At 41.7% G+C, this 22,881-nt stretch carries 23 protein-coding genes and 3 pseudogenes; 15 read left to right on the forward strand and 11 right to left on the reverse strand.

The window, feature by feature from the left end; genetic code table 11:
* Nucleotides 1-198 precede the first annotated feature (198 nt).
* From ABLA85_RS15270 to ABLA85_RS15285, 4 genes and pseudogenes are all read right to left on the reverse strand, one after another.
* Nucleotides 199-657, reverse strand: coding sequence for a transposase (locus ABLA85_RS15270; protein ID WP_367965248.1), 459 nt, complete (start codon nucleotides 655-657; stop codon nucleotides 199-201).
* Nucleotides 651-1,199 (reverse strand): annotated as a pseudogene (locus tag ABLA85_RS15275) (IS701 family transposase); the annotation flags it as partial. The gene ABLA85_RS15270 and the pseudogene ABLA85_RS15275, both read right to left, overlap by 7 nt.
* 156 nt (nucleotides 1,200-1,355) lie before the next feature.
* Nucleotides 1,356-1,523 (reverse strand): annotated as a pseudogene (locus ABLA85_RS15280) (Arm DNA-binding domain-containing protein); the annotation flags it as partial.
* Between the two features lie 189 nt (nucleotides 1,524-1,712).
* Nucleotides 1,713-2,576 carry a YicC/YloC family endoribonuclease gene (locus tag ABLA85_RS15285; protein ID WP_367965249.1) on the reverse strand — a complete coding sequence of 288 codons (864 nt, stop codon included), beginning with the start codon at nucleotides 2,574-2,576 and terminating at the stop codon, nucleotides 1,713-1,715.
* A gap of 139 nt (nucleotides 2,577-2,715) precedes the next feature.
* Between ABLA85_RS15285 and rph the strand changes: the two genes are divergently transcribed.
* Nucleotides 2,716-3,477, forward strand: a complete 762-nt coding sequence (gene rph, locus ABLA85_RS15290) for a ribonuclease PH (RefSeq protein ID WP_367965286.1) — start codon at nucleotides 2,716-2,718, stop codon at nucleotides 3,475-3,477.
* 84 nt (nucleotides 3,478-3,561) lie between these two features.
* Entirely contained in the window at nucleotides 3,562-4,203 is a 642-nt protein-coding gene (gene pyrE / locus ABLA85_RS15295; protein ID WP_367965250.1) for an orotate phosphoribosyltransferase, read from the forward strand.
* A 276-nt stretch (nucleotides 4,204-4,479) separates the two neighbouring features.
* Here pyrE and slmA read toward each other — a convergent pair whose 3' ends face one another.
* The 3 genes from slmA to coaBC form a co-directional block, all read right to left on the reverse strand.
* A complete protein-coding gene (gene slmA / locus ABLA85_RS15300) occupies nucleotides 4,480-5,079 on the reverse strand; it encodes a nucleoid occlusion factor SlmA (RefSeq protein ID WP_367965251.1) in 600 nt (199 codons plus the stop codon).
* A gap of 154 nt (nucleotides 5,080-5,233) precedes the next feature.
* Entirely contained in the window at nucleotides 5,234-5,692 is a 459-nt protein-coding gene (dut, locus tag ABLA85_RS15305; protein ID WP_367965252.1) for a dUTP diphosphatase, read from the reverse strand.
* Nucleotides 5,670-6,899 (reverse strand): bifunctional phosphopantothenoylcysteine decarboxylase/phosphopantothenate--cysteine ligase CoaBC, encoded by a 1,230-nt coding sequence (coaBC, locus tag ABLA85_RS15310; protein WP_367965253.1) that lies wholly within the window; start codon nucleotides 6,897-6,899, stop codon nucleotides 5,670-5,672. The genes dut and coaBC overlap by 23 nt, the downstream gene beginning before the upstream one ends.
* Nucleotides 6,900-7,161: 262 nt before the next feature.
* Between coaBC and radC the strand changes: the two genes are divergently transcribed.
* The 7 genes from radC to ABLA85_RS15345 all read left to right on the forward strand — a co-directional run bounded on the left by radC (nucleotide 7,162) and on the right by ABLA85_RS15345 (nucleotide 13,296).
* Complete coding sequence (radC, locus tag ABLA85_RS15315) at nucleotides 7,162-7,854, forward strand: DNA repair protein RadC (RefSeq protein WP_367965254.1); 693 nt, start codon at nucleotides 7,162-7,164, stop codon at nucleotides 7,852-7,854.
* Between the two features lie 262 nt (nucleotides 7,855-8,116).
* Nucleotides 8,117-8,353 (forward strand): 50S ribosomal protein L28, encoded by a 237-nt coding sequence (rpmB, locus tag ABLA85_RS15320; RefSeq protein WP_038239873.1) that lies wholly within the window; start codon nucleotides 8,117-8,119, stop codon nucleotides 8,351-8,353.
* An 11-nt stretch (nucleotides 8,354-8,364) separates the two neighbouring features.
* Nucleotides 8,365-8,532, forward strand: a complete 168-nt coding sequence (gene rpmG, locus ABLA85_RS15325) for a 50S ribosomal protein L33 (protein WP_010847629.1) — start codon at nucleotides 8,365-8,367, stop codon at nucleotides 8,530-8,532.
* 165 nt (nucleotides 8,533-8,697) lie between these two features.
* On the forward strand, nucleotides 8,698-9,810 hold the full coding sequence (locus ABLA85_RS15330) for a glycosyltransferase family 4 protein (RefSeq protein WP_367965255.1): 1,113 nt from the start codon (nucleotides 8,698-8,700) through the stop codon (nucleotides 9,808-9,810).
* Between the two features lie 201 nt (nucleotides 9,811-10,011).
* Complete coding sequence (locus ABLA85_RS15335) at nucleotides 10,012-11,001, forward strand: glycosyltransferase family 9 protein (protein ID WP_367965256.1); 990 nt, start codon at nucleotides 10,012-10,014, stop codon at nucleotides 10,999-11,001.
* 16 nt (nucleotides 11,002-11,017) lie between these two features.
* Entirely contained in the window at nucleotides 11,018-12,124 is a 1,107-nt protein-coding gene (locus ABLA85_RS15340) for a glycosyltransferase family 4 protein (RefSeq protein WP_367965257.1), read from the forward strand.
* Entirely contained in the window at nucleotides 12,121-13,296 is a 1,176-nt protein-coding gene (locus ABLA85_RS15345; RefSeq protein WP_367965258.1) for a glycosyltransferase family 4 protein, read from the forward strand. The genes ABLA85_RS15340 and ABLA85_RS15345 overlap by 4 nt, the downstream gene beginning before the upstream one ends.
* Nucleotides 13,297-13,381: 85 nt before the next feature.
* Here the strand turns inward: ABLA85_RS15345 and rfaL are convergent, their stop codons facing one another.
* Complete coding sequence (rfaL, locus tag ABLA85_RS15350) at nucleotides 13,382-14,626, reverse strand: O-antigen ligase RfaL (protein ID WP_367965259.1); 1,245 nt, start codon at nucleotides 14,624-14,626, stop codon at nucleotides 13,382-13,384.
* Between the two features lie 114 nt (nucleotides 14,627-14,740).
* Here rfaL and mutM point away from each other — a divergent pair, with 114 nt between their 5' ends.
* The gene (gene mutM / locus ABLA85_RS15355; RefSeq protein WP_367965260.1) at nucleotides 14,741-15,550 is read left to right on the forward strand and encodes a bifunctional DNA-formamidopyrimidine glycosylase/DNA-(apurinic or apyrimidinic site) lyase; all 810 of its coding nucleotides are present in this window, start codon (nucleotides 14,741-14,743) and stop codon (nucleotides 15,548-15,550) included.
* 55 nt (nucleotides 15,551-15,605) lie between these two features.
* On the opposite strand, the gene coaD is transcribed toward mutM, so the two are convergent.
* Genes coaD through waaA form a run of 3 tightly spaced genes read right to left on the reverse strand, consistent with a single transcriptional unit; the run spans nucleotide 15,606 to nucleotide 18,138 of the window.
* Nucleotides 15,606-16,088, reverse strand: coding sequence for a pantetheine-phosphate adenylyltransferase (gene coaD, locus ABLA85_RS15360; RefSeq protein WP_367965261.1), 483 nt, complete (start codon nucleotides 16,086-16,088; stop codon nucleotides 15,606-15,608).
* Complete coding sequence (locus ABLA85_RS15365) at nucleotides 16,088-16,861, reverse strand: glycosyltransferase family 2 protein (RefSeq protein ID WP_367965262.1); 774 nt, start codon at nucleotides 16,859-16,861, stop codon at nucleotides 16,088-16,090. Before ABLA85_RS15365 ends, coaD begins: the two co-directional genes overlap by 1 nt.
* On the reverse strand, nucleotides 16,861-18,138 hold the full coding sequence (gene waaA, locus ABLA85_RS15370; RefSeq protein WP_367965263.1) for a lipid IV(A) 3-deoxy-D-manno-octulosonic acid transferase: 1,278 nt from the start codon (nucleotides 18,136-18,138) through the stop codon (nucleotides 16,861-16,863). Before waaA ends, ABLA85_RS15365 begins: the two co-directional genes overlap by 1 nt.
* A 190-nt stretch (nucleotides 18,139-18,328) precedes the next feature.
* On the opposite strand from waaA, the pseudogene ABLA85_RS15375 reads away from it, so the two are divergent.
* From ABLA85_RS15375 to ABLA85_RS15395, 5 genes and pseudogenes are all read left to right on the forward strand, one after another.
* Nucleotides 18,329-18,511 (forward strand): annotated as a pseudogene (locus ABLA85_RS15375) (hypothetical protein); the annotation flags it as partial.
* Nucleotides 18,465-19,595: a glycosyltransferase family 4 protein gene (locus ABLA85_RS15380; protein WP_367965264.1), complete on the forward strand. Its 1,131-nt coding sequence runs from the start codon at nucleotides 18,465-18,467 to the stop codon at nucleotides 19,593-19,595. The pseudogene ABLA85_RS15375 and the gene ABLA85_RS15380, both read left to right, overlap by 47 nt.
* Nucleotides 19,592-20,704: a glycosyltransferase gene (locus ABLA85_RS15385; RefSeq protein ID WP_367965265.1), complete on the forward strand. Its 1,113-nt coding sequence runs from the start codon at nucleotides 19,592-19,594 to the stop codon at nucleotides 20,702-20,704. The genes ABLA85_RS15380 and ABLA85_RS15385 overlap by 4 nt, the downstream gene beginning before the upstream one ends.
* Before the next feature lie 22 nt (nucleotides 20,705-20,726).
* Complete coding sequence (locus tag ABLA85_RS15390; RefSeq protein ID WP_367965266.1) at nucleotides 20,727-21,827, forward strand: glycosyltransferase family 9 protein; 1,101 nt, start codon at nucleotides 20,727-20,729, stop codon at nucleotides 21,825-21,827.
* A gap of 36 nt (nucleotides 21,828-21,863) precedes the next feature.
* Nucleotides 21,864-22,829 (forward strand): polysaccharide deacetylase family protein, encoded by a 966-nt coding sequence (locus tag ABLA85_RS15395; protein WP_367965267.1) that lies wholly within the window; start codon nucleotides 21,864-21,866, stop codon nucleotides 22,827-22,829.
* The last annotated feature ends 52 nt before the right edge of the window (nucleotides 22,830-22,881 follow it).

Raw genomic sequence — 22,881 nt, forward strand, 5'->3', positions numbered from 1 at the left:
AATTAAGGGACACAACCTAGTACTACAGCCGTAATCGTTCCGTAATCATCAGGTTATTCCGCCGACGATAATGACATTGTTGTGCGCGATACTGATGTCGTCGTCGCCAGGTTGACCAAAATAAAACCTGCTTTAGGGTTTCTTCTGTCTTTCTCATCAGTTTTGACAGCAACTTACGCAGTTCCGCAACACTCAGAGCTACCAGTCCCGCTGGCGTTTTTTCTCCTGTATCCGCAAAACAGCCAGCACCGCATGCGCCAATAATGACAACGTAATATGTCGATACCAACTGTGCCACTGCCGGACTTCATCATGATCCAGACCGCACTCGCCCTTCGTTTCCTCAAAACCGCTTTCGATTTCCCAGCGGTGTCCGGCCACCTGAATCAGCGTCTTGAGATCAGCCTGCTCTTTAAGGGCATAGACAACATAATAGGCCAGTTCCTGTTTTTCATCCCGATTACGCCGGAGCAACAGATAATGCCCATAACGCCGTTCGCCTTTGGTGCCCAGCCCAGCTGACTGTTTTTCCCAATCATCAGCGGTCAGACTGGATGCAATAATGTCTGCCCGAGTGTAGTGCGGTTTTCGCCACCAAAGAGGTTCATTTTTGGGGATCGCTAAGACGAACGGTTGATGTTGGGATCCAGCCAGCATCGCAAGCGGCGATCATGCCCATAGACCGCATCAGCAGTGACCCAACGGCAGGGAACACCGGCATCAAGTGCCCGTTCCAGCATGTACTGGGCGAGCTGGGGTTTGGTGGCAAAGTGCACCGGTTCAGGAATACCGGCAGCTTCACAGCGTGGACGATCCTCAGTCCACGATTCTGGCAGGTATAATTCCCGGTCAATAAAGGCATGGCCGCCGTTGCCGGCGTAACACAGGAAAACCCCTATCTGACTGTTTTCTACCCGCCCAGCAGTCCCACTATACTGACGCTGCACGCCGGCAGAATGCGTCCCTTTTTTGATAAAACCCGTTTTATCAATAATCAGGATACCTTGCTCATCCCCCAGATGCTCCATCACATAATTGCGTAAGATATCGCGGGCGGCTTCAGCATCCCACCGGGCACGTTCCAGAAAATATTGAATGTTATCCGGCGAGTGCTCACCCAGCCATTCAGCCAGTTGCCAGCTATTTTTATGTTCAACATCGCTGAGTAACCCACGAAGATACGCCAGACAACGTTGCTGAGAACTTGCAGAGTAAAACAGTGGGATCAGACGGGAATGAGCCAGCAGAAGCGCCTGTTCCCAGAGATTGACAGGTGAGGCCATAGGGCACCCCCCTTAGGATGAGGAAGAAAGAAGATAGCTATCATGACACAATGCGGGCTACGACTGTAGTACTAGTATCATCACTCTGGGCTTTCCTGCGAACTTATACCTAAAACGCCATATAGGGTGCTGATAGTTTCCTCTATAGCATAGATACAGCCCGTTACCGTCCGCTTTCCCTTCGAACCTTTCGCCCGACTTTATCCACGCCCTGATCTCTTTATCTGTGAGCTTAGGCATTGTGCAATCTCCAATGAAAAAAGTAGGGGTGTACCCAAAATGATTTTATAAATGTGCTATGGGTACACCTTTGGGTACACGCTAATCATGCGCTACTGTGATTCGTTCTGCAATGCTCTGATAATAAAAAAGCCAGTTATAACAAAGTATATACTGGCTTGATGATTTGTTGTGAATCGCTAAGAAACCCTATTCAATATTTTGAATCTGTTCCCTCATCTGTTCAATTAACACTTTTAATTCAATCGCAGAATTAGTCACATCCGCATTAATTGATTTTGATGCCAATGTATTCGATTCGCGGTTAAATTCTTGCATCATAAAATCGAGACGGCGGCCGACAGCTTCTTTCTTTTTCAGAATATTACGAGTTTCTTTGACATGTGCATCCAAGCGATCCAGCTCTTCTGCCACATCAATACGTTGAGCCAATAAGATCAACTCTTGCTCAAGACGGTTATTTTCCAACTGGATCTGGGCTTCTTCCAACTTGGTTTGTAGCCGTTCACGTTGCCATTGCAGGATGGCTGGCATCTGTACACGAACCTTGCTGACTTCCTCAGTTACGGCATCCAAACGTTGTTCAATTAGTGCCTTAAGCGCTTGGCCTTCAGTTTCTCGGCTTTGAATAAAGGCATCCAGCGCCATATCGAGTTCTGCAAGCAATTGTGTGCTGATGGCATCCAGATCTTGTTCTTCGGCAGCCATTACACCCGGCCAGCGCAGAATATCTACAGGGTTAATTTCCCCTTCATTGCTCTGTTGTTTAATCCAGCCTGCTGCTTCAACAAGTTGTTTGGCCAGAGTTTCATTAAGAATCAGTGAGCCCTGAGCGCGGATATCCAGCTCAAAACGTAGGTTACATTCCACTTTGCCGCGAGTCAGGCGGGAACGGATACGCTCACGGATGACTGGTTCCAGACTTCTGAATTGCTCTGGCAGACGAATATAAGTTTCCAGGTAACGTTGATTGACAGAGCGCAATTCCCAGGCTGCATTCCCCCAATCTCCCTTGATATCTCGCCGCGCAAAAGCGGTCATGCTACGGATCATAACTCATTCCCAATTTATAAAATGATGAATGATTATAACGCCCCATGCAGATGCAGGATAGGCATTCGCCGCGTTAGGCCGTATAATGCGCCCCCAATAAAGTATTAACAGCGGAGAGAACACTATGAGCCTGGTAGGAATGCGTCCGGCAGGAAGAGCGGCAGGGCAGGTTCGTCCTATTAAAATAACCCGTCATTACACTAAACACGCAGAAGGTTCTGTGTTGGTTGAGTTCGGGGATACCAAAGTGTTATGTAATGCCTCCGTTGAAGAAGGAATTCCACGTTTTTTGAAAGGTCAGGGGCAGGGTTGGATCACGGCAGAATATGGTATGTTGCCACGAGCGACAAATACCCGTAACGCCCGTGAAGCCGCTAAAGGCAAGCAAACTGGCCGTACGATGGAAATTCAGCGTCTGATTGCCCGCTCACTGCGCGCTGCCGTAGATTTGAAAAAACTAGGTGAATATACCATCACGTTAGATTGTGATGTCATTCAGGCAGATGGAGGCACGCGTACCGCCGCTATTTCCGGTGCATGTGTAGCTCTGGTAGATGCGCTGGATAAGCTGGTTGCTAATGGCAAACTGAAAGAAAGCCCATTGAAATCAATGGTAGCCGCAGTTTCTGTTGGTATCGTTGATGGAGAGGGGCGTTGTGATTTAGAGTATGTAGAAGACTCTGCTGCTGAGACTGATATGAATGTCGTCATGATGGATGATGGCCGAATGATTGAAGTTCAGGGCACGGCAGAAGGTGAACCGTTTAGCCATGATGAATTGCTGTCATTACTCTCCCTAGCGAAAGAAGGATTAGCAACTATTTTTGCCGCGCAGCGAGATGCGCTAACGCAATGTTTTCCAAAAGAAGATTCTCTAAAACAAGATGAATTGAAAAAATAAATGGATCAGGCGGCTGAAGAGTCGCCTTTTTTATGTCTGAGATAATGGCGATAAGAATCAAATGATGCACAAGAGGAGAGCCCCATGAAAGCCTATCAGCGCGAATTTATTGAACTGGCACTGGAAAAACAGGTGCTGAAATTTGGCGAATTTACGCTGAAATCCGGTCGCCAGAGTCCGTATTTTTTCAACGCAGGGTTATTTAACACCGGACGTGATTTGGCATTGCTTGGCCGTTTTTATGCTGCGGCATTGCAGGATAGCGGTATTCCATGTGATTTGTTGTTTGGGCCAGCTTATAAAGGTATTCCAATCGCAACTACAACCGCAGTGGCGTTGGCGGAACATCATGATATTGATATGCCTTATTGTTTTAACCGTAAGGAAGTAAAAGATCATGGGGAAGGAGGAACACTGGTTGGCAGCCCATTACAAGGAAGAGTTGTGGTAGTTGATGATGTGATCACAGCAGGAACCGCTATTCGTGAATCCATGGAAATTATCAAACAACATGGTGCAACGTTGTCTGGCGTTATTTTGTGTCTGGATCGTCAGGAGCGTGGACGGGAAACACTTTCGGCTATCCAGGAAGTTGAGCGTGATTATCACTGCAAGGTCTTTTCTATCATTACCTTGAATGATTTGATTACCTATCTGCGTGAAAACCCAGAAATGCAGTCTTATTTAGAGGCGGTGGAAACTTACCGCAGAGAATACGGTATTTGATAGTTCGTTCTGGTTGATTGCTCTGTAGAAATGACAGACTAAAAAAAATCCCTCGCCCAATGGTGGGCGGGGTGAGTAGTAGAAATGACATCCCGCAGATAATGTGGAAGGAATGTCATTACTGAGCGATTGGGTAGTCAACTCAGCTAGCCAAAGCATGTTAACACAAATTCATACAAAAAACGTTAGTGAAAAACGCATGTTATCATTTCCATATTCTATTCTGTTATGAAAAGATCCCCAGAATAAAAAATGTGCGTAACAGGTTTGGGAAATTTATTGTAGTTGGGTCAATATCAAGGGCCAGCGTACTTCAAATTCTTTCGTTGGTCGATAGCGGAACTCAGAGCGAACAAAACGAGAGAGCATGCCTTCACAAAAGGCCAGTAATTGGGATGCTAGTATCGTTTCGTCATAACTGAACCCTTGTCCATCCCGTATTTTTTTCTCTTTTAAGATTTGGCGAAGCTGTACCTCAATACGCTCAAACAGTTGGTTAATACGGTTTTGCAATCTGTCTTGTTCAAACATCAGGGCATGGCCTGTCATGATACGGGTTAAACCGGGATTTTTTTCTGCAAAGCCCAAAATGAGGATCAGGATTAACCGAATTCGAGGAATGGTCTCTTTTTCATCTTGTAAAATCAGGTTGATGCGAGAAATTAAAGAGTCTTCAATAAACTCAATCAGGCTATCAAACATCCGGGTTTTGCTTGGAAAATGACGATAAAGTGCAGCTTCAGAAACTCCAACGTTGGCGGCAAGTTTTGCAGTTGTAATACGCTGACTGCCATCGCTGGATTCAAGCATATGCGCTAGTGCCTGCAAGATTTCTTCACGTCTGTTTTTCTTTTTTGTACATTCTTTTTCTGCCATGTGTGGTAATACCCCTGCTAAGACAGCAAAACAAATCCAGCGATACCCTTTATCTTCCAGGTCTTGACTCGGAATTTATGGGTATACATTTTGCCCATGCTGATGATGGGCAAAAATATAAAAGTTGGTTGACGGTATCAGGCTTTATGGAAAGTTATTGACGACCGGAATGACCAAAACCACCAGCTCCACGTTCTGTGCTCTCAAAATCTTCAACCAAATTAAATTCAGCCTGTACAACGGGCACAAAAACCATTTGAGCAATACGTTCGCCTGGTTCGATGGTGAATGTCTTATCACCGCGGTTCCAAACAGAAATCATCAGTTGCCCTTGATAATCAGAGTCGATGAGCCCTACCAGATTACCAAGCACCACACCATGTTTATGTCCCAAACCAGAGCGGGGAAGAATGACCGCCGCTAATTGTTCATCCGCGATATGGATAGCAATCCCTGTTGGCAGAAGTTCGGTCTGACCAGGTGCCAGTTCCACTGCGTTATCCAGACAAGCACGTAAATCTAAGCCCGCAGAACCAGGGGTAGCGTAGGTCGGTAAAGGAAATTCTTGCCCGATGCGGGAGTCAAGGATTTTAACGTCGATTTTTTTCATCATAGCGTTTGAATATCTCGTCTAATAAGCGGTGGCTGAGTTGTAATTTATCACTGTGCGGTAAATTAATACTGCCATCATGCCAGAACAGATGTAATGCATTAGTATCACTGTTGAAGCCGTGTTCAGCCAGAGATACATTATTCGCGCAAATCAAGTCCAGATTCTTTTGCTTGAGTTTTACGCGGGCGTATTCTTCCACATTCTGGGTTTCGGCTGCAAATCCAACGACAAAGGGACGATGTTTTTCCATTGCTGCAACATTCGCTACGATGTCAGGATTTTTGACTAATGTATAGGTGATTTCATCACCCTGTTTTTTGATTTTTTCATCTGATATCTGCTTGAAACGGTAATCAGAGACGGCAGCACAGCCGATGAAAATATGTTGTGAAGCTGCGATTACCTGCACTTGATCGTGCATTTCCAATGCACTGGTTACGTCAATACGTTTGACATTTTGAGGCGTAGTCAGATTGACAGGGCCAGCAATCAGTGTGACTTTAGCTCCACGTTCTGCGGCTGCCTGTGCGATGGAGAATCCCATTTTACCGGAGCTATGGTTGGTAATAAAACGGACAGGATCTAAGGCTTCACGAGTTGGCCCGGCTGTAATTGTTATTTGCAGGCCCATTAAATCTCGAATAGGGTTCAAATGTTGAGTTGCCAGTTCGACAATCGCCATAGGTTCAATCATTCTTCCTGGCCCTACGTCGCCACAGGCCTGGCTTCCCTCATCAGGCCCCCAAATCAACACATTACGTTCTCTCAGTATATCGAGGTTATGTTGAGTGGCTTGTGCACGGTACATTTGCTGGTTCATCGCAGGAACGACCGCCAGAGGGGCTGCTGAAGCTAAACAGATAGTTGTGACTAGATCGTTTGCCATACCAGTACTTAACCGAGCTAATAGATCTGCCGTCGCAGGAGCGAGAATAATCAAGTCAGCCCATTTTGCCAGCTCAATATGTCCCATCGCCGCTTCTGCTGCCGGGTCTAAAAGATCGTCAGAAACCGGATAACCTGATACAGCCTGTAATGTCAATGGGGTAATAAAAGCCTCTGCTGCCGGAGTCATCACGACGCGTACTTGGGCACCATAATCACGTAAACGCCGTACTAACTCTGCTGTTTTATAAGCGGCGATACCTCCACTGATGCCGAGCACAATATGCTTACCAGAAAGCCCTTTGCCGGAAAGTTCTGCCATTCTGATTGTCCACCTGTAAGTTACAATTACTCAAGATTCTATCATAAGAAAATAGGGTGTTGAGAATATGGCGTTGAGAGTTCTTGTTCTGCCGCTGAGAAATACTAAGTTTGCGAAGCGCTACGCAAACCATACGCACAAGACTGGCGGTGATTTTTTCATCATGGGATATTGATGATGTGGATATCAAAGTAAAGTTATGGGGTGTCATCTTCATGGCTGATTAGCCAGCCAGCAAAAGGTATGTAAGGGAGGAAGTAGAATGGATATCACAATAATGGAAAAAGACGATGAATTGCATTCAGATCTTGCTCCCCGAGAGAAATTGCTGGCGTATGGTGCGGTTGCTCTGACGGATGCTGAGTTGTTGGCCATATTCTTACGCACAGGGACTAGAGGTGTACCTGTTGTAAAAATGGCGGAACATCTGCTGCAATCATTTGGCTCATTATATCACTTGCTTTCTGCTGATTATGCTGATTTTTGTGCGCATAAAGGAATGGGCGTGTGCAAATATGTTCAGTTACAGGCAGTGTCTGAATTAGCAAAGCGTTTTTTCTCCAGCCAATTTATCCATGAAGATGTTATGAGCAGCCCTACCGCGACTCAAAGTTATTTGCAGGATTTATTGTCCTGGCAGGATCGGGAAGTTTTTGTCGTATTGTTTTTGACAAATCAGAATAAAGTGATTTGTCATGATGAGATGTTCAAGGGAACGATAAACAAAGTTGAAGTTCATCCGCGGGAAATTGTAAGGCAGGCGGTTAAGGTTAATGCCGCATCTATTATTCTTGCCCATAATCACCCTTCCGGTAACCCAGAACCTAGTCTGGCAGATAAACTGGTGACAGAAAAAATCATTGATGCGTGTAATTTAGTCGGTGTTAAGGTTTTGGATCATATTGTCATAGGCAAACAATATTGTGTCTCTTTTATGGAAAGAGGTTGGATTTAATCCGGTTTTTTCACGAACCAGTCAGATCTTAGTTGTTCGGGACTTGAGCATCAGCGAATGAGGGCGTATACTACGCCACCTTTGAGGATCTTGGGCTTGGCGAGAAGAGCCTATCTCAGTGAGTTTTTGGCTGAGAAAATGTGATTCTTTTCAGTAACCTTCTTTATCAGTAAAGAAAATTTGCTGAGATGGGCTCCTAAGCCTGACGAGGCGGCCATACCCAATACAAAGCTCGAGCTGATTTGATTTTTGGAGAATAGACATGTCCCGAGTCTGCCAAGTTACTGGCAAGCGTCCTGTGAGTGGTAACAACCGCTCTCACGCATTAAATGCGACCAAGCGTCGTTTTCTGCCTAACCTGCACTCTCACCGTTTCTGGGTTGAGTCTGAGAAGCGTTTTGTAACTCTGCGTGTATCTGCTAAAGGTATGCGTGTGATTGACAAAAAGGGTATCGATACAGTTCTTGCTGAACTGCGTGCCCGCGGTGAGAAATACTAAGGAGCTGAAAAATGGCTAAAGGTATTCGCGATAAAATTAAACTGGTTTCTTCTGCTGGTACTGGTCACTTCTATACCACTACGAAGAACAAGCGTACTATGCCTGAAAAACTGGAAATGAAAAAATTTGATCCAGTTGTTCGTCAGCATGTCATGTACAAAGAAGCTAAAATCAAATAATTTTAGTGGACTTAAAAAAACCCAGCGAAAGCTGGGTTTTTTATACCTGAAATACACCAATCCCTCCTTATCTTAAATCGGGTTATCGGTTACCCGTGAACGTAATATGACGTTCAGTTATACTAACGCTTTTTGATATATGAACTGTCAGGCGTGGCTCATAAAATGACTAGAAAGACCTTGAATATCTTACATACGGAATCGTCGCGTGGTTGGGGAGGGCAAGAGATTCGTATTCTGACGGAATCTCAGGGGATGATGCGTCGTGGGCATCATGTTGTTATCGTTTGTTGCCCAACTTCGACGCTTTACCGTGAAGCTCACCATTATGGTGTTCCTGTCGTTGCGTTGCCAATTGAAAAAAAACGTCTTTCATGCTTTATAGCAATGCGCCGTTGGTTGAAGGCTGAAGGTCATCGATTTGATATCATTAACACTCACAGTTCTACTGATTCTTGGCTGGTAGCTGCGGCATGTTCCACATTAAAGGGGATGCCACCAATAGTTCGAACCCGTCATGTTTCCACTAATGTTTCAACTTCCATAGCGACCCGCTGGCTCTATTTGAAATCCTGCCAGCACATTGTGACAACAGGGGAGAAGTTACGCCAATATCTACATACGAATAATGGCTATCCGCTATCTCATATGACCTCTGTACCGACAGGTATCGACTTGACACGTTTTCAGCCTGAAAACAAACAACAGTGCCGACAGCGTATTGGAATTGCAGATAAACCGACTTTGGGTATTGTGGCGACAATGAGAACCTGGAAAGGGCATCGTTACCTGTTGGATAGCTGGAAAATACTTCATCAACGCTATCCTGATTGGCAGTTATTGTTTGTTGGGGATGGCCCACAACGAAAAAATCTCGAACCCAGGGTTAAACAAGAAGGGTTGACGGATAGTGTCATTTTTCTTGGTAATCGTCAGGATGTTCCAGACTGTTTAAATGCGATGGATATTTTTGCATTGCCTTCGTTTGGAAATGAAGGGGTTCCACAAGGCATCATGCAGGCAATGGCGTGCGGATTACCAGTGGTCTCTACATCAGTGGGCGCTATCTCTGAAGCTGTGATTGACGGTGAAACAGGCTATGTTATTGAACCTAAATGTATTGAGCAGCTAACTGAGAAATTAGATCTGTTAATGAGAAATGCAGATGTCCGTTTGCAGATGGGAAATGCTTCATTTAAACGAGCCACACGTTTGTTCGGTATGGATAATATGTTAGATAAAATGGAGTCTATTTTTGTTGTTAGTGACAATCATTAGTGGGAGATCATATTGTTTTGCTCCCATGTTACCATTTTATCTAATATGGAACTAATATACTATTAAGTGAATATAGAACAAATGAAATAAAATTCTGGTTTGGCTTTTGTATGGAACAATCTATATCAAAATGTCTTAAATAACTTTGATGTATGTTCTCTTGAGTTGGTCTCTGAGTGGATAATTTTATAATTCATTATTATGCAACCTAAAAACATTTTGATTATCAATATTGCACGTTTTGGTGACACGTTACTTGTAACACCGGTAATTCGGGCTTTAAAGTTAAACTGGCCAGAAGCCAATATTGATGTATTGGCGCATAAAAGAACAAAAGAGATCCTTGAGAATATCGATGAAATCAATTCAATAAATGTTTTTTCAAAAGGAAAAGCGAAGTGGGTTAGTTGGTTTTCTCGTCAGAGTTATGATTTGGCATTAGTATATAATCATGATAAACCTTTACTACAATATGCCAGACGAAAAGCAAATCGGGTTGTTTGCTTTTCTGATACATCCCGCAAAACTCCAAATGAATTTTTTGTAAAAAAACCTCAAAAACTTATGCAGGCTCAGCAGGAAAGAGCATTGTTAGCTAATGCGTTAGGGATTGAGATTTATGATTGGCGGTTGCAGTATTGTGTGAGTCAAAATGAAGCAGAATATGCGAGTTCTTTTCTCCGGCATTATGGGTTGCAAAATAAACTAAGGATTGGTTTTCAGCTACAAAGTTTTCCTGCGAAAGCTTACCGTGATTGGCCAGTAGAATCTTTTTACGAGTTAGCTCAGCGTATTTATGCTCGTTATCCTACTGCCCATATTTTACTGTTGGGTAGCCAGGATGGGGCGGCAGCAGCGGAAAGATTATCTGAAATGTTGGGAGTACAGAGATGTACATCTTTGGCGGGTAAAACGACGATGCGCCAAAATGCGGCGATTATGAGCCAACTTAATTTGTATGTTGGTGTTGATACCGGGACGACACATTTGGCAGGAGCATTGGGGATCCCAATGGTTGCTATGTACCATAGTTTTCATCCTGGTCGTTTTCTTGCTCCACAACAGCATGCAAAATTGGCTGTGATTGAACATCCAATAGATTATCAACAGGCAACCCGTCAAGATAACATGTCAGACATATCAGTGGAACAAGTCTGGGATTCAGTAAAAAATATACTAGAAGTTCAATAAAAGGATAATGAAAACGATGAAAATAGGATTTATTGATGTCACCGTTACCATGTCCTATGGTGGTATTCAAACGGCGGTCTGGGAGCTGGCTAAAGTTTTAACAGATGCAGGACATGAGATCCATATTTTCGGCGGAATAGGTGATATCAGACCTGAGTTGAGGAATCGGAATATCCGTGTGCATACTTTCCCATTTATCCCCAGAGAACGAGTAATCAATATTGGCCGTCGTTTTCAACGTATTGTTGAACGCTACTCATTTGCCCGTCATGCCCGTGAAACCGTGATTGCTGAAAATTTCGACTGGGTAATATTAACTAAGCCTTTTGATTTCTTCTGGCCCAGAATGATGCCAACCAATTCCCATACTAAGTTTTGCTATATGAGTGGGGGAACCAGCTTTTTTAAAGGTGACAGAATATTAGGGAAAAAAATATCGGCATGGGTTGCATGCAGCCATTTTAATGCTTGGCAGATCCAGCATCATTTCAAACAATTTCCAAATGTTATCTATAATGGTGTAGATGTTGATAAGTTCAAACCTGCCAATTCTGATGTCCGCAGTCGGCTAGGGATTCATGAAAATACGTTTCTACTGACTTTTGCTGGTAGGTTAGTCGGATGGAAAGGCATGAAAATTGCTGTTGATGCGATGGCCTTGTTACGTGATAAGGATGTGAAACTGTTAATTATTGGAGCAGGTGAAGAACTGAAACGGCTTGAAAAAAAAGCGGCGGAATTAAAGTTAGGACAATCAATTATTTTTCATCCTCCTGTTGGTCATGATCAGTTACCTGAGTTTTATGCTGCCGGGGATGCCGGGATCTTTCCAAGCATTGGTGATGAAGCATTTGGTATTACTATTGCGGAGGCAATGGCATGTGAGCGGCCTGTCATTGCCAGTTATATTGGTGGTATACCTGAAGTGGTAGGAAATGAGAATCAGTCCGGCATTCTGGTGACGCCCGGTGATGCGGAGGCTATTGCCGGAGCTGTTAATCATCTCTTGTCTTTACCAGACAGAGGAAAAGAAATGGGTAAACATGCTCGTCAGAGAATTGAAACGATGTATACCTGGGAGCATTCGGCGGGCCGTTTATTGGATACGATAAAAAAGTCATGAAGATTGCTTATATTGATCCCTATCCTGTACCTGATTTTCGTGTTGCTTCACTGCAAATTTTGCAGAATGTGGATGCTTTTGCCCGTCAGGGTCATCAAGTCAGCCTGATTACACCAGCGGGTCAAAATGGTGTTGAGGAGATCCTGGGTAGAAAGTTACCGCCATCTGTTGCATTGATCGCTTTACGCGACGTGCGCCGTAAGTGGTATTTCCCCATTAATACGCAAAAATTATTTTATTTTCAGGTTTCCCGTTGGTTGCAAGAACATCAGGTCGATGCCATTTTTACTCGTAATATTAAAATGGCAAATTATCTCTTGCATAAGCATCCTGATATTCCACACTTTTTTGAAAGTCATGAAATTTTTTCTCAGTCTTTTAAAGAGTCCCATGACCTGAATAAACGTGCTAATAAGCGCAAATATTTTAGGCTCAGAAAAATTGAACAACAGGTTTATCATCGTGCCCGGACTGTTTTTGTTCTGACTTCATTACTACGTGACGATATTTATACAGAATATGGGGTTAAAACTCCGATTATCGTTGCACCTGACGGTGTTGATTTGTTAGCAGTTGAAGCGACAAAGATGACATCTTTGGGCAAGCAATACCAGAAAGGAGAAACAACGCAGGTATTGTATCTAGGCAGTTTGCATCGCTGGAAAGGCGTACCTACTGCGATGAAGTCTATGTGTCACCTTAATAATGTTGTATTGAACATTGCTGGTGGAAATAGTACGCAGATTGAACAACTCAAATCTGTAGCTCAACAAATTGGTGTAAGTGATCGGGTTAATTTTCTGGGGTTTGTCCATCCTAAAAATCGTTTCCAAGTCATTGCAGATAATGATATTTGCATCCTGCCATTGACAAAAACCAGTATTGGCAGCCGCTATACTTCCCCTCTTAAACTTTTTGAATATATGGCGATGGGTAAACCCGTTGTTATTTCTGATCTTCCTTCCATTCGTGATGTGGTTGATGAAAACGCGGTCAGCTTTGCAGACAGTGAAAATGCGACAAGTTTCGCACAACAGATTCAACTACTGATTGATAACCCGACTGAAATAATAGCTAAAGCAGAACACTCTCAGAGATTAGTCGCGGAGCAATTTAATTGGGATCAACGAGCAAAGTTGATTATGCAAGTGATAGAAAAAAATCTGTTTTGATAAATGAAAGTCAAATAGTGGGACACCAGCCCGTCTCATTTATTGGATATGGGCTGGTGTATCTGAAATTAGTGGTTTTTCTGTGCTATTCCGGTTTTTTTTGGGCGTTATATAGGGCGATCATTAATCCCAATAAGACACCTATTTCATTAATATAAGCATTTTCAAACATCCCCCTGACGATGAAAATACCAATAAAGGCGGCAAGCATAATGACACCCGCTTGTCGGATTATGCCACTATTTCGACGTATGATTTGGCTTCCGGTAAATATTGCTGAGAGTGTCATTAATAGTGTGGTTATTAGACCCAAGACGCCACCGGCAAACCAAAGCGATAAAAATACATTATGTGGTCCAATCGAAGTTCTGTATGTCCATTCCGGATAATCGGCAACACGACTATTATAGACTTGGTGATATACCTTGTTACCGAAACCATAACCTTTGACAGGGTTTTCCATAATCAATTGCCACGCAGAGCCTTGGGTTCCATTACTATAGCGGTGGCTGCTATCAGTTTGGGTAAGCTTAAAAAGCAGTAATTTTGTGGCAGGATTTGATGCTGCCGACCAATGAGTGATCCCGGCCAATAATGCCAGACATATTGCAGCAGCAATGGTGATTTTCCATTCTCTATTAATCACAATAATAAATACTGTGGCTGCCACGATGGCAACCCAAGCACCACGAGAAAGTGTTCCAAGTAATAAGAATAGGCTGATGGCTGAAGCGATAAGCAACAATAACCAACTCAGTAAAGAATGTTTTTTCCATAATGCCCAAGTACATAACAACACAGGAAAATAGAAAATAAATCCGTATGAAAACTCCCGATGATTATAGTTAGTAAATGGTATTTCACCTGTTGAATCGTAATCGATAATGTATTTCGCGAGATCGGTCAGTGAAATAGCTAACATACCAATAATAAAAGCAATCAGGATCATTTTTGCAATGTGTTGCTTACTTTCCTGATAGAGCACAATCGGAAGTGTGAAACTAAACAGCAGCAGGCCATTTAAGATAGGCTTATTCATCTCTTTGAAACTCAATGCGGAATCAATAGAAATTCCAATAGAGTAGAACATTGCCAGTATAAATAGCAAAATGGAGAAAAAGAGAGAATTTCTCAGTGAGTTTACTACCTGACGAAAATCCGTTACCAGATAACACAGTGCTGTTATACAGATAAGGATCATGACAAGATTTTTATATCTTGTTATATCTGGCAGATAAACAAGGCTAATATATAGTCCAATAATAGATAAGTTCCACAGGGACTTTTTATTTTCGATTATGTTTAGCCTATTTCTGATATCAAGAAGCATGGTGTGGCCTATTCTTTCAACGATTTTGACTGGATTTAGCTATAAATAATACATGAAAACGGTATCGTAATCTGCTAAATAGGATGCTGTAGATAGTTTATTCAAGGAGTCAGTATGCCGGAATTACCAGAGGTTGAAACCAGTCGCAGAGGAATTGAGCCACATTTAGCTGGCAATGTGATTCAATATGTTGAGGTAAGGAATTCACGTTTGCGCTGGCCTGTTTCTGAACAGATCATGAAATTATCAGATCAAGCAGTGCTCAGTGTGCAACGTAGAGCAAAGTATTTATTGCTCGAATTGTCTGATGGATGGATTATTGTCCATCTTGGGATGTCCGGTAGCTTACGTATCTTATTGCATGAGTTTCCTCCTGCAAAACATGATCATATCGACCTGGTGATGACAGACGGTAAAATTCTCCGCTATACGGATCCACGGCGTTTCGGAGCCTGGCTATGGAGCGATGATCTTGAGAAATGTTCTGTACTGGCTCATTTGGGCCCTGAGCCCCTGTCTGATGTATTTGATGGCTCATACCTTTACACTCTTTCGCGTAATAAGAAAACGGCTATTAAACCCTGGTTGATGGATAACAAAGTGGTTGTTGGTGTTGGCAATATTTATGCCAATGAAGCTTTATATGTGGCCCATATCTTACCTGAGCGCCCTGCTCATTCTCTGACACAGGAAGAGGCTTATCTATTAGCAGATACGATAAAGCAGATTTTACGTCGTTCTATTGAACAAGGGGGGACTACGCTGAAAGATTTTCTGCAATCTGATGGGAAACCGGGGTATTTTGCGCAGGAATTATTTGTTTATGGCAAAAAAGGCGAGCTTTGCCCAATGTGCGGAGAAAAAATAGAGAGTATAAAATTAGGGCAGCGCAGTGCGTTTTTTTGTCGGCAGTGCCAGCATTAATTGTATCTTTGGGGGCTGAATTGCCCCCGACGACTATGATTTATTTACCTAATATTTATTTGCCTAATTTTTTTAACATAGCCAGAGCAACAGGCTCCGGTAGGAATGATGAAACATCACCGTCATGACGAGCAACGTCTTTGATTAAGGATGATGAGACAAAGGACAGACTTTGAGAGGGCAACAGGAAGACACTTTCCAACTCAGACATAAAATGTCGATTCATATTGGCGAGTTGCCATTCATATTCAAAATCAGAAACTGAACGTACCCCACGAATTAAGATCGTCGCCTGTTGTTTTTTAGCAAAATTAGCCATCAACTCGCTGAATCCTGCAACCTCAACATTATCCAAATGGGCAGTGACTTCTTTTGCTAATGTGACACGTTCTTCAAGGTTGAACATAGGGTTTTTTCTGTCACTACTGGCGATGGCAAGTAAAACATGATCAAACATATTTGCAGCACGGGTCACTATATCGAGATGACCATAGGTAATAGGATCAAAAGTACCGGGATAAATTGCTTTTTTTTTCATTATCTTTGACTCTCTGCTTGGGTCAGCTCCCAGAGTGCTGCATATTTATTGAATGTGTATTGAGCATTGACAATCGCTAACATTAGCCCTTGTTTACCATCAAGGAAACCCGCTCTTAACAGCCACGTTTTGAAAAATGCGCCCAGTGTATGGCTGATAATGGAAGAATAACGAGTTGTTTTACCCTGCTTGTAGCGATATTTGGCCCAATCTTTCGCGTAATTCAATTGCTTTTGCTGGAATTCCATCAGATTGCGGCAAGTTAAATGACGCAAATCACCTTTTAATGTCACGATACGGGCACCTTGGGTATCCAGTGATTCATGAACCTGATTATCGTTATATTGATAACGTTCACGGCAATAGAGACGAACGACCTTATCAGGATACCAGCCGCTGTGCTTCATAAACCGGTGCATGAATAAATTAAGGCGCGCGCAGGCATAGACTTTATTGTCGTCGGGACTTTCCAGAACTTGTTCAATTGAAGCTTTTAACTCAGGAGTGACTCGCTCATCTGTATCAATCATGAAAATGTAATCACCGCTGGCATAGGACTGTGCGAGTTGCCGTTGAAGACCAAAACCAGGCCATTGAGTATTGGTGTAAACTTTGGCGCCCATTTCTTTGGCTATTTGACAGGTTGCATCAGTACTACCAGAATCCAGAACGATAATTTCATCTGCCCAGTCTACAGACAGCAGGCAATCACCAATTAAGTCGGCGGCATTTTTGGCAATCATGACGACGGACAGACGTTTTCTCGTACTCATCAATGGCTCCGTGGTGGGAGATAAGGTTCCAGCAATTTTAACAATCGTTGCAGTGCGCCTTGATTCTCGTGTAAGACTTCCGCGGCATGTCGACCGTAATAAAGGCGATAATCTTCATCCGTCAGCAGGCTATTGACAGCGGTACTCAAAGATTGGCTATCTGTCACAGTAATAAGCCCATCAGCTTTATCCAGTTTGGCACAGATATCCTTAAAATTGAATGTGTGTGGCCCCATAATGACCGGGATCGCATGAGCCGCAGCTTCCAGTGGATTATGACCGCCACGTTCGATTAAGCTGCCTCCGACAAAGGCTAGATCTGCAATACCGTACAGTAGCATCAGTTCACCCATAGTATCACCAATAACAACCTGGACATTGGCATCGGGTATGGTAGCAGAGCTCCTTAATACCGAGCTTAGCCCTGCTTTTTGAGTTAATTCTTCCGCTTTAGCAAAACGTTCAGGATGGCGGGGAACCAAAATCAGCAATAAATTGGGGTGTTGTTTCAATAAATTTCGATGCGCATCCAGTATGATCGTTTCTTCACCATCATGGGTACTGGTTGCAATCCATACAGGCCGATGTGCAGCCCATTGACGACGCAGAGTCACCGCCTTAGCGGCCAATTCAGGTGTAACAGAAATATCGAATTTGAGACTGCCTGTGACAGCCAGTTGGGCGCGTTTCAACCCTAATTCAATAAAACGTTCGCCATCTTCCTGGTTTTGTGCAGCGATCAACGTTATTTTGTTTAAAATAGCTTTAATAAAACTGTTAATTTTCTGATACCCGGCAGCGGAACGGGCTGAAAGCCTTGCATTGGCAATAACCAGCGGTATACCACGTTGGTGTAATTGGGCTATCAAATTAGGCCATAGCTCAGTTTCCATAATAATCATTAACTTGGGATTGACGTTATCAAGGAAACGGCTCATAGAGCCAGGCAAATCATACGGTAGGTAAACGTGGTTAACATCATCTCCTAGTGCGGAAAGTACCCTTTCGGAGCCAGTTGGCGTCATGGTTGTTACAGTAATTGGCAGAAAAGGATAGTGATGCCGTAAAATCCTGACGAGAGGAATGGCAGCTAATGTCTCTCCAACTGAAACCGAATGGAGTAATATCCCTCCTGGCGTAACTTTTTGGGCACAAAAACCATAGCGTTCACTCCAGCGTTTACGGTACGCCGGGGATTTACGGCTGCGCAGTAATAAGCGCAACCAGATAATAGGTTGGATAAGGTAGAGAAGTACCTGATATAAGCGAAGCAACATTCTATCAAATTCACTAAAATAGATTGCGGTTATAGTATCACATTGGCTTGAAGAAAGTGTGCAAAATGCGGATAGGTTGTTCGTATTCCCTTAAAAAGAGTATGCCTACTTTTATGATAAGTATTGGAAATCGAAGGCACGATCTGGTCATTAATTTAGCCTATAAAATGCCTTTTAGCATCCATGACAAGACAATAGGGAAGTGATCTGGGCAGAAAATTACGGTAAATTACCGGACCCTGATAAAATTGATACTAAAACAGATAATCGCTATTTAAGTTTGATCCCGACAGATGTTGTGATTGAAACTGCTCGGAGATATTCATATGAAACCTGTTCGTCTTGCCATAGTTCGGCAAAAATATCGCCCTGATGGTGGTGCTGAACGTTTCATTTCCAGAGCCTTAGAAGCATTGGGTAATGAAAATCTACAATTAAATGTTATTACCCGCTCTTGGCAGGGAAGCATAAATCCAAACTGGCATGTGCACTTGGCCAATCCGTTGAAATGGGGACGCATTAGTCGTGAGAAGGGATTTGCTGATGCATCCAGAGCGCTTTGGCAAAAGGAACAATTCGATATCGTCCAAAGTCATGAACGAATAGCGGGATGTGATATTTATCGGGCTGGTGATGGCGTACATCAGCGGTGGTTGCAGCAAAGGTCAAGAATCCTGCCTGCTTGGAAAAGTAAACTGCTTTTTGCCAGCCGTTACCATCGTTATGTCATGGATGCGGAGAAAAGAATGTATTTGTCTCCAGAGTTGAAGAAAGTTATCTGTAACTCTGAGATGGTCAAACAGGAAGTTATGGAAGATTTTGAGCTACCAGAAGAGAAAATTTCTGTGATTTATAATGCTATTGACCAGTCACAGTTTTTTCCTGCCGGAGAAAGAGAACGAGTTGTCTTGCGACAGCAATATGCCATCCCGGCACGAGCTAAATGTCTCGTATATGTTGGGTCGGGTTTTGAAAGAAAAGGGCTGAAAGCCGCAATTGAAGCAATTAGTAAGACGGAAGCGTATTTATTAGTGATTGGGCAGGACAAGGAAGAAAATAAATATAAACAACTTGCTCATTCTCTTGGTTGCTATACTCGCATTCGGTTTCTGGGCGTACAAAAAAAGACACTGCCATTTTATCAAATGGCTGATGGATTATTACTCCCGACATTATATGATCCTTTCCCGAATGTCATTCTGGAAGCAATGGCATGTGGCTTACCGATTATAACCAGTAAAACCTGTGGCGGAGCTGAGTTCATTGACTCAGGAGTAAATGGCTTTGTCTGTGACGCCTTGGATATAAAGGGATTATCTGAGAGGATTTCTTTAATACCTTCAGATCATTTGACCAATAAGATCGCTATGTCAGCAAAAGAAAAGATAACGGATTATACTCCGGCTTATTTATCTCAGCAGCTTACTGAGCTGTATAGCAAGGTGCTTTCTTTATGAAAGGGCATATCCTGTTTATTATTGATGGATTGCCAGGTGGTGGTGCTGAAAATGTTGTAATACGCCTGTGCCGTGGATTGCAACAGAAAGGCTTTGATATCACATTATTATCATTGTCTGATAAATGCGAATATTCGATTCCTGAACATATTGACTTGGTTATTAATGCTGATAAATATTCAGGCCCTTTTAGAAGACAGACTGAAATTTTTCGCAGAGCAAAATCAATGGATAAGGTTTTGGAAAAAATCTTGCGGCAAAAAGGAATTCCTGCGCTGGTAATATCCAATTTACACAAAACCGATCGTATAGTTGCAAAGTCTAAAGTATTAGAAAATTTGAATGTATGGTTTTGTATTCATGGTGTATTTTCTAAATCTTACCTCGAAAATAAAACAGGTCTGGCTCGTTGGCTTAAGAAGCATAAAATTCAGCGTGTTTATCAGGATCGTAATTTGATTTGTGTTTCTGATGCAGTTGGCTTGGATTTACAGGAAAATCTATCTGTTGCTGCCAGAAGAATGGTCACTATTTACAACCCATTCAACATAACTGAAATTAAATGGAATTCCTTAGAAAACAATCCATATTCAGGTCAAGATTATATTCTCCATCTTGGACGATTTCACGCGGTGAAACGCCATGATCGCTTGTTAGAAGCATTTGCCATGGCTGCTATTCCTTGCAACTTATTAATTGCCGGTCATGGCGATGAAAAAATGACTGATAAAATTAAACAGAAAATTGTGGAACTTGGTTTACAATCCAGAGTTAAACTAATTGGGTTTTTAACAAATCCTTTACCCGTGATATGTGAAGCTAAAGCTGTTGTTCTGAGTTCAGATAGTGAAGGTTTAGGTAATGTATTAATTGAGGCTTTGATCTGCCAGACTCCAGTTGTCAGCACAAATTGCCCTGGTGGAATCAGTGAAATTATGGTCGGGGAATTAGAACAATATAAATCAGAACTTACTTCAGAATCATTGGCAGAAAAAATGCGTTTGGTTTATCAGAATCCTCCTTTAATTACGGAAAATATGTATAAGAGATTTGACTTGGATGTTGTAGTTGGTGAGTATTTATCTTTGATAAAGCAGCAAAATTTTTGATGTTATTCTTTGAGATGTCCTAATGGCTGAAAAAAAATTTAAAAAATTACGTGAAATAAATAGAAGAAAAAATTATTTTTTCAAAAAAATAAGGTTTAATATAGGTAAAATATTTATTGATAAATGGAAAAAAAGAGAATTTTCTCTTATAGGTGTTAAAAAGGTGCTTTTTTTACGAGATGATAACAAAATTGGTGACATGATTGTATCCACACCGATTTTAAAAGCATTGTCTCAGCAAGGTTATGAATTACATGTATTATCAGGTCGAACTAATTATTGTGTGATAGAAAATAATCCACATATAGATAAGGTCTATTTCTATCCTGATAAAAATACAGATATACTTAAGTTAGGATTGAAATTGAAACAGGAAAAGTATGATCTTATTATTGATATGGGGGATCAAATTCCTGTTATCTATCTTTTGTTTATAAGACTCATTAATTCTAATCATGTAATTGGGTTTAATAAAGATAAAATAAATATTTATAACAAAAATATAGCTTATTTGGGTTATGATTTACATATTACAGAAAGATATAAATCTTTGATGAATCATATGGGTATTTATAATTATAATATGCAGTATGACATATATGTTCCTGATGGTATCAAGGATAAAGTGCGTGATTTTTACTCTCATTTGCCAGGGAAAGTAACTGTAGTTATTAATCCCTTTGCTGCTGATGAAAAGAGAGATCTTTCTAAAGAACAATTGATTGGAATAACATCTCATATTGCTTATTCATATCAGTCAGTCAATATTATATTGATTGGTAGTCCTGAAAAAATAAGTATGATTTCATATCTAGATAACGGTATTTTCAACCCATTTTGCAGTTTTCTCAGTGCCGTAGAAATAATAAAACATGCTGATTTGATTATTTCACCGGATACCTCAATTGTACATGTTGCTGCTGCATATGAAAAAAATACAATCGCACTATATGGTAATGATAAGCATGGAAATTATATCAATAATGATGTGTGGGGACCGGGAAATAAAAATGCTATTCAATTAGTTCAGAAAAATATTAATAGCAAAATCAGTGAAATACCTCTAGAGGTCATCTTAGAAAAGATAGATATCTTTTTGTCCTCGTATACTTTCACTGAGTAATAATATTTCATATTTCTGTAATAAGGTATCTTTCTTATGTCCAAACCAGCATTCATCATCACAATTGATACTGAAGGTGATAACCTTTGGCAAAATAGCGATAGAATTTCTACCGAAAATACTCAATATCTGCCCAGGTTTCAAAACCTTTGTGAGCGTTTTGGATTCAAACCCGTCTGGCTAACAAACTATGAAATGGCGATGGATGATAGTTATATCGAATTTGCTAAGGATGTCATTGCCAGAAACACAGGTGAAATCGGTATGCATTTACATGCCTGGAACAATCCCCCTATTGTTCCCCTGACTGATGATGATATGCGCTATAAACCTTATTTGATTGAATACCCTAAAAATCAGATAAAGGCAAAAATTGATTTAATGACAAATCTTCTTGAAGAAAAACTTCAGACTAAGATGCTGAGCCATCGTGCTGGCCGTTGGGCATTTAACGAATATTATGCGCAATTATTGGTCGAGTATGGTTATCAAGTAGATTGTTCTGTTACTCCGAAGGTTAATTGGCGTTTTACCAAGGGAGATCCGAATGGAAATGGCGGAACAGATTATAGTCGTTTTCCATCTCATGCTTATTTTATGGATTTGCAGGATATTGCTAAAGAAGGCAACTCTTCTTTATTACAAGTGCCAATGAGTATTCAGTATAAGCATTCTCCGATCATGAATTTTATTAAACAAAAATATGATCATTTGCGAGGGAAGCAACGCTCTCCATCGGTTAATTGGTTACGCCCAAAAGGTGGGAATTTGAAACAGATGAAAGCTGTCATCCGGCAAACTTTGGCATCTGGTAATGATTATGTTGAATTTATGCTGCATTCATCCGAATTTATGCCGGGAGGAAGCCCGACTTTTCAGACGGAAGAAAAAATTGAGTTGCTTTATCAAGAATTAGAAGAATTGTTTGGATTCTTGAAACCACAGGTTCATGGTATGACATTGTCGGAATTTTATGACTATAAAAATAATGCACTTTTATAATTAACAGTCCAAACTATTATTGGAAATAAAAATATTTTTTTATAAAGTCGTA

The sequence above is a fragment of the Xenorhabdus sp. SGI246 genome (assembly GCF_040838225.1).
Taxonomy (GTDB): Bacteria; Pseudomonadota; Gammaproteobacteria; order Enterobacterales; family Enterobacteriaceae; genus Xenorhabdus; species Xenorhabdus indica.

What these genes read in the sequence shown, in the direction of transcription:
- ABLA85_RS15270 (WP_367965248.1), bottom strand. Translation starts at nt 657, where the DNA reads ATGCTGGCTGGATCCCAACATCAACCGTTCGTCTTAGCGATCCCCAAA.
- ABLA85_RS15285 (WP_367965249.1), bottom strand. Translation starts at nt 2,576, where the DNA reads ATGATCCGTAGCATGACCGCTTTTGCGCGGCGAGATATCAAGGGAGAT.
- rph (WP_367965286.1), top strand. Translation starts at nt 2,716, where the DNA reads ATGCGTCCGGCAGGAAGAGCGGCAGGGCAGGTTCGTCCTATTAAAATA.
- pyrE (WP_367965250.1), top strand. Translation starts at nt 3,562, where the DNA reads ATGAAAGCCTATCAGCGCGAATTTATTGAACTGGCACTGGAAAAACAG.
- slmA (WP_367965251.1), bottom strand. Translation starts at nt 5,079, where the DNA reads ATGGCAGAAAAAGAATGTACAAAAAAGAAAAACAGACGTGAAGAAATC.
- dut (WP_367965252.1), bottom strand. Translation starts at nt 5,692, where the DNA reads ATGATGAAAAAAATCGACGTTAAAATCCTTGACTCCCGCATCGGGCAA.
- coaBC (WP_367965253.1), bottom strand. Translation starts at nt 6,899, where the DNA reads ATGGCAGAACTTTCCGGCAAAGGGCTTTCTGGTAAGCATATTGTGCTC.
- radC (WP_367965254.1), top strand. Translation starts at nt 7,162, where the DNA reads ATGGATATCACAATAATGGAAAAAGACGATGAATTGCATTCAGATCTT.
- rpmB (WP_038239873.1), top strand. Translation starts at nt 8,117, where the DNA reads ATGTCCCGAGTCTGCCAAGTTACTGGCAAGCGTCCTGTGAGTGGTAAC.
- rpmG (WP_010847629.1), top strand. Translation starts at nt 8,365, where the DNA reads ATGGCTAAAGGTATTCGCGATAAAATTAAACTGGTTTCTTCTGCTGGT.
- ABLA85_RS15330 (WP_367965255.1), top strand. Translation starts at nt 8,698, where the DNA reads ATGACTAGAAAGACCTTGAATATCTTACATACGGAATCGTCGCGTGGT.
- ABLA85_RS15335 (WP_367965256.1), top strand. Translation starts at nt 10,012, where the DNA reads ATGCAACCTAAAAACATTTTGATTATCAATATTGCACGTTTTGGTGAC.
- ABLA85_RS15340 (WP_367965257.1), top strand. Translation starts at nt 11,018, where the DNA reads ATGAAAATAGGATTTATTGATGTCACCGTTACCATGTCCTATGGTGGT.
- ABLA85_RS15345 (WP_367965258.1), top strand. Translation starts at nt 12,121, where the DNA reads ATGAAGATTGCTTATATTGATCCCTATCCTGTACCTGATTTTCGTGTT.
- rfaL (WP_367965259.1), bottom strand. Translation starts at nt 14,626, where the DNA reads ATGCTTCTTGATATCAGAAATAGGCTAAACATAATCGAAAATAAAAAG.
- mutM (WP_367965260.1), top strand. Translation starts at nt 14,741, where the DNA reads ATGCCGGAATTACCAGAGGTTGAAACCAGTCGCAGAGGAATTGAGCCA.
- coaD (WP_367965261.1), bottom strand. Translation starts at nt 16,088, where the DNA reads ATGAAAAAAAAAGCAATTTATCCCGGTACTTTTGATCCTATTACCTAT.
- ABLA85_RS15365 (WP_367965262.1), bottom strand. Translation starts at nt 16,861, where the DNA reads ATGAGTACGAGAAAACGTCTGTCCGTCGTCATGATTGCCAAAAATGCC.
- waaA (WP_367965263.1), bottom strand. Translation starts at nt 18,138, where the DNA reads ATGTTGCTTCGCTTATATCAGGTACTTCTCTACCTTATCCAACCTATT.
- ABLA85_RS15380 (WP_367965264.1), top strand. Translation starts at nt 18,465, where the DNA reads ATGAAACCTGTTCGTCTTGCCATAGTTCGGCAAAAATATCGCCCTGAT.
- ABLA85_RS15385 (WP_367965265.1), top strand. Translation starts at nt 19,592, where the DNA reads ATGAAAGGGCATATCCTGTTTATTATTGATGGATTGCCAGGTGGTGGT.
- ABLA85_RS15390 (WP_367965266.1), top strand. Translation starts at nt 20,727, where the DNA reads ATGGCTGAAAAAAAATTTAAAAAATTACGTGAAATAAATAGAAGAAAA.
- ABLA85_RS15395 (WP_367965267.1), top strand. Translation starts at nt 21,864, where the DNA reads ATGTCCAAACCAGCATTCATCATCACAATTGATACTGAAGGTGATAAC.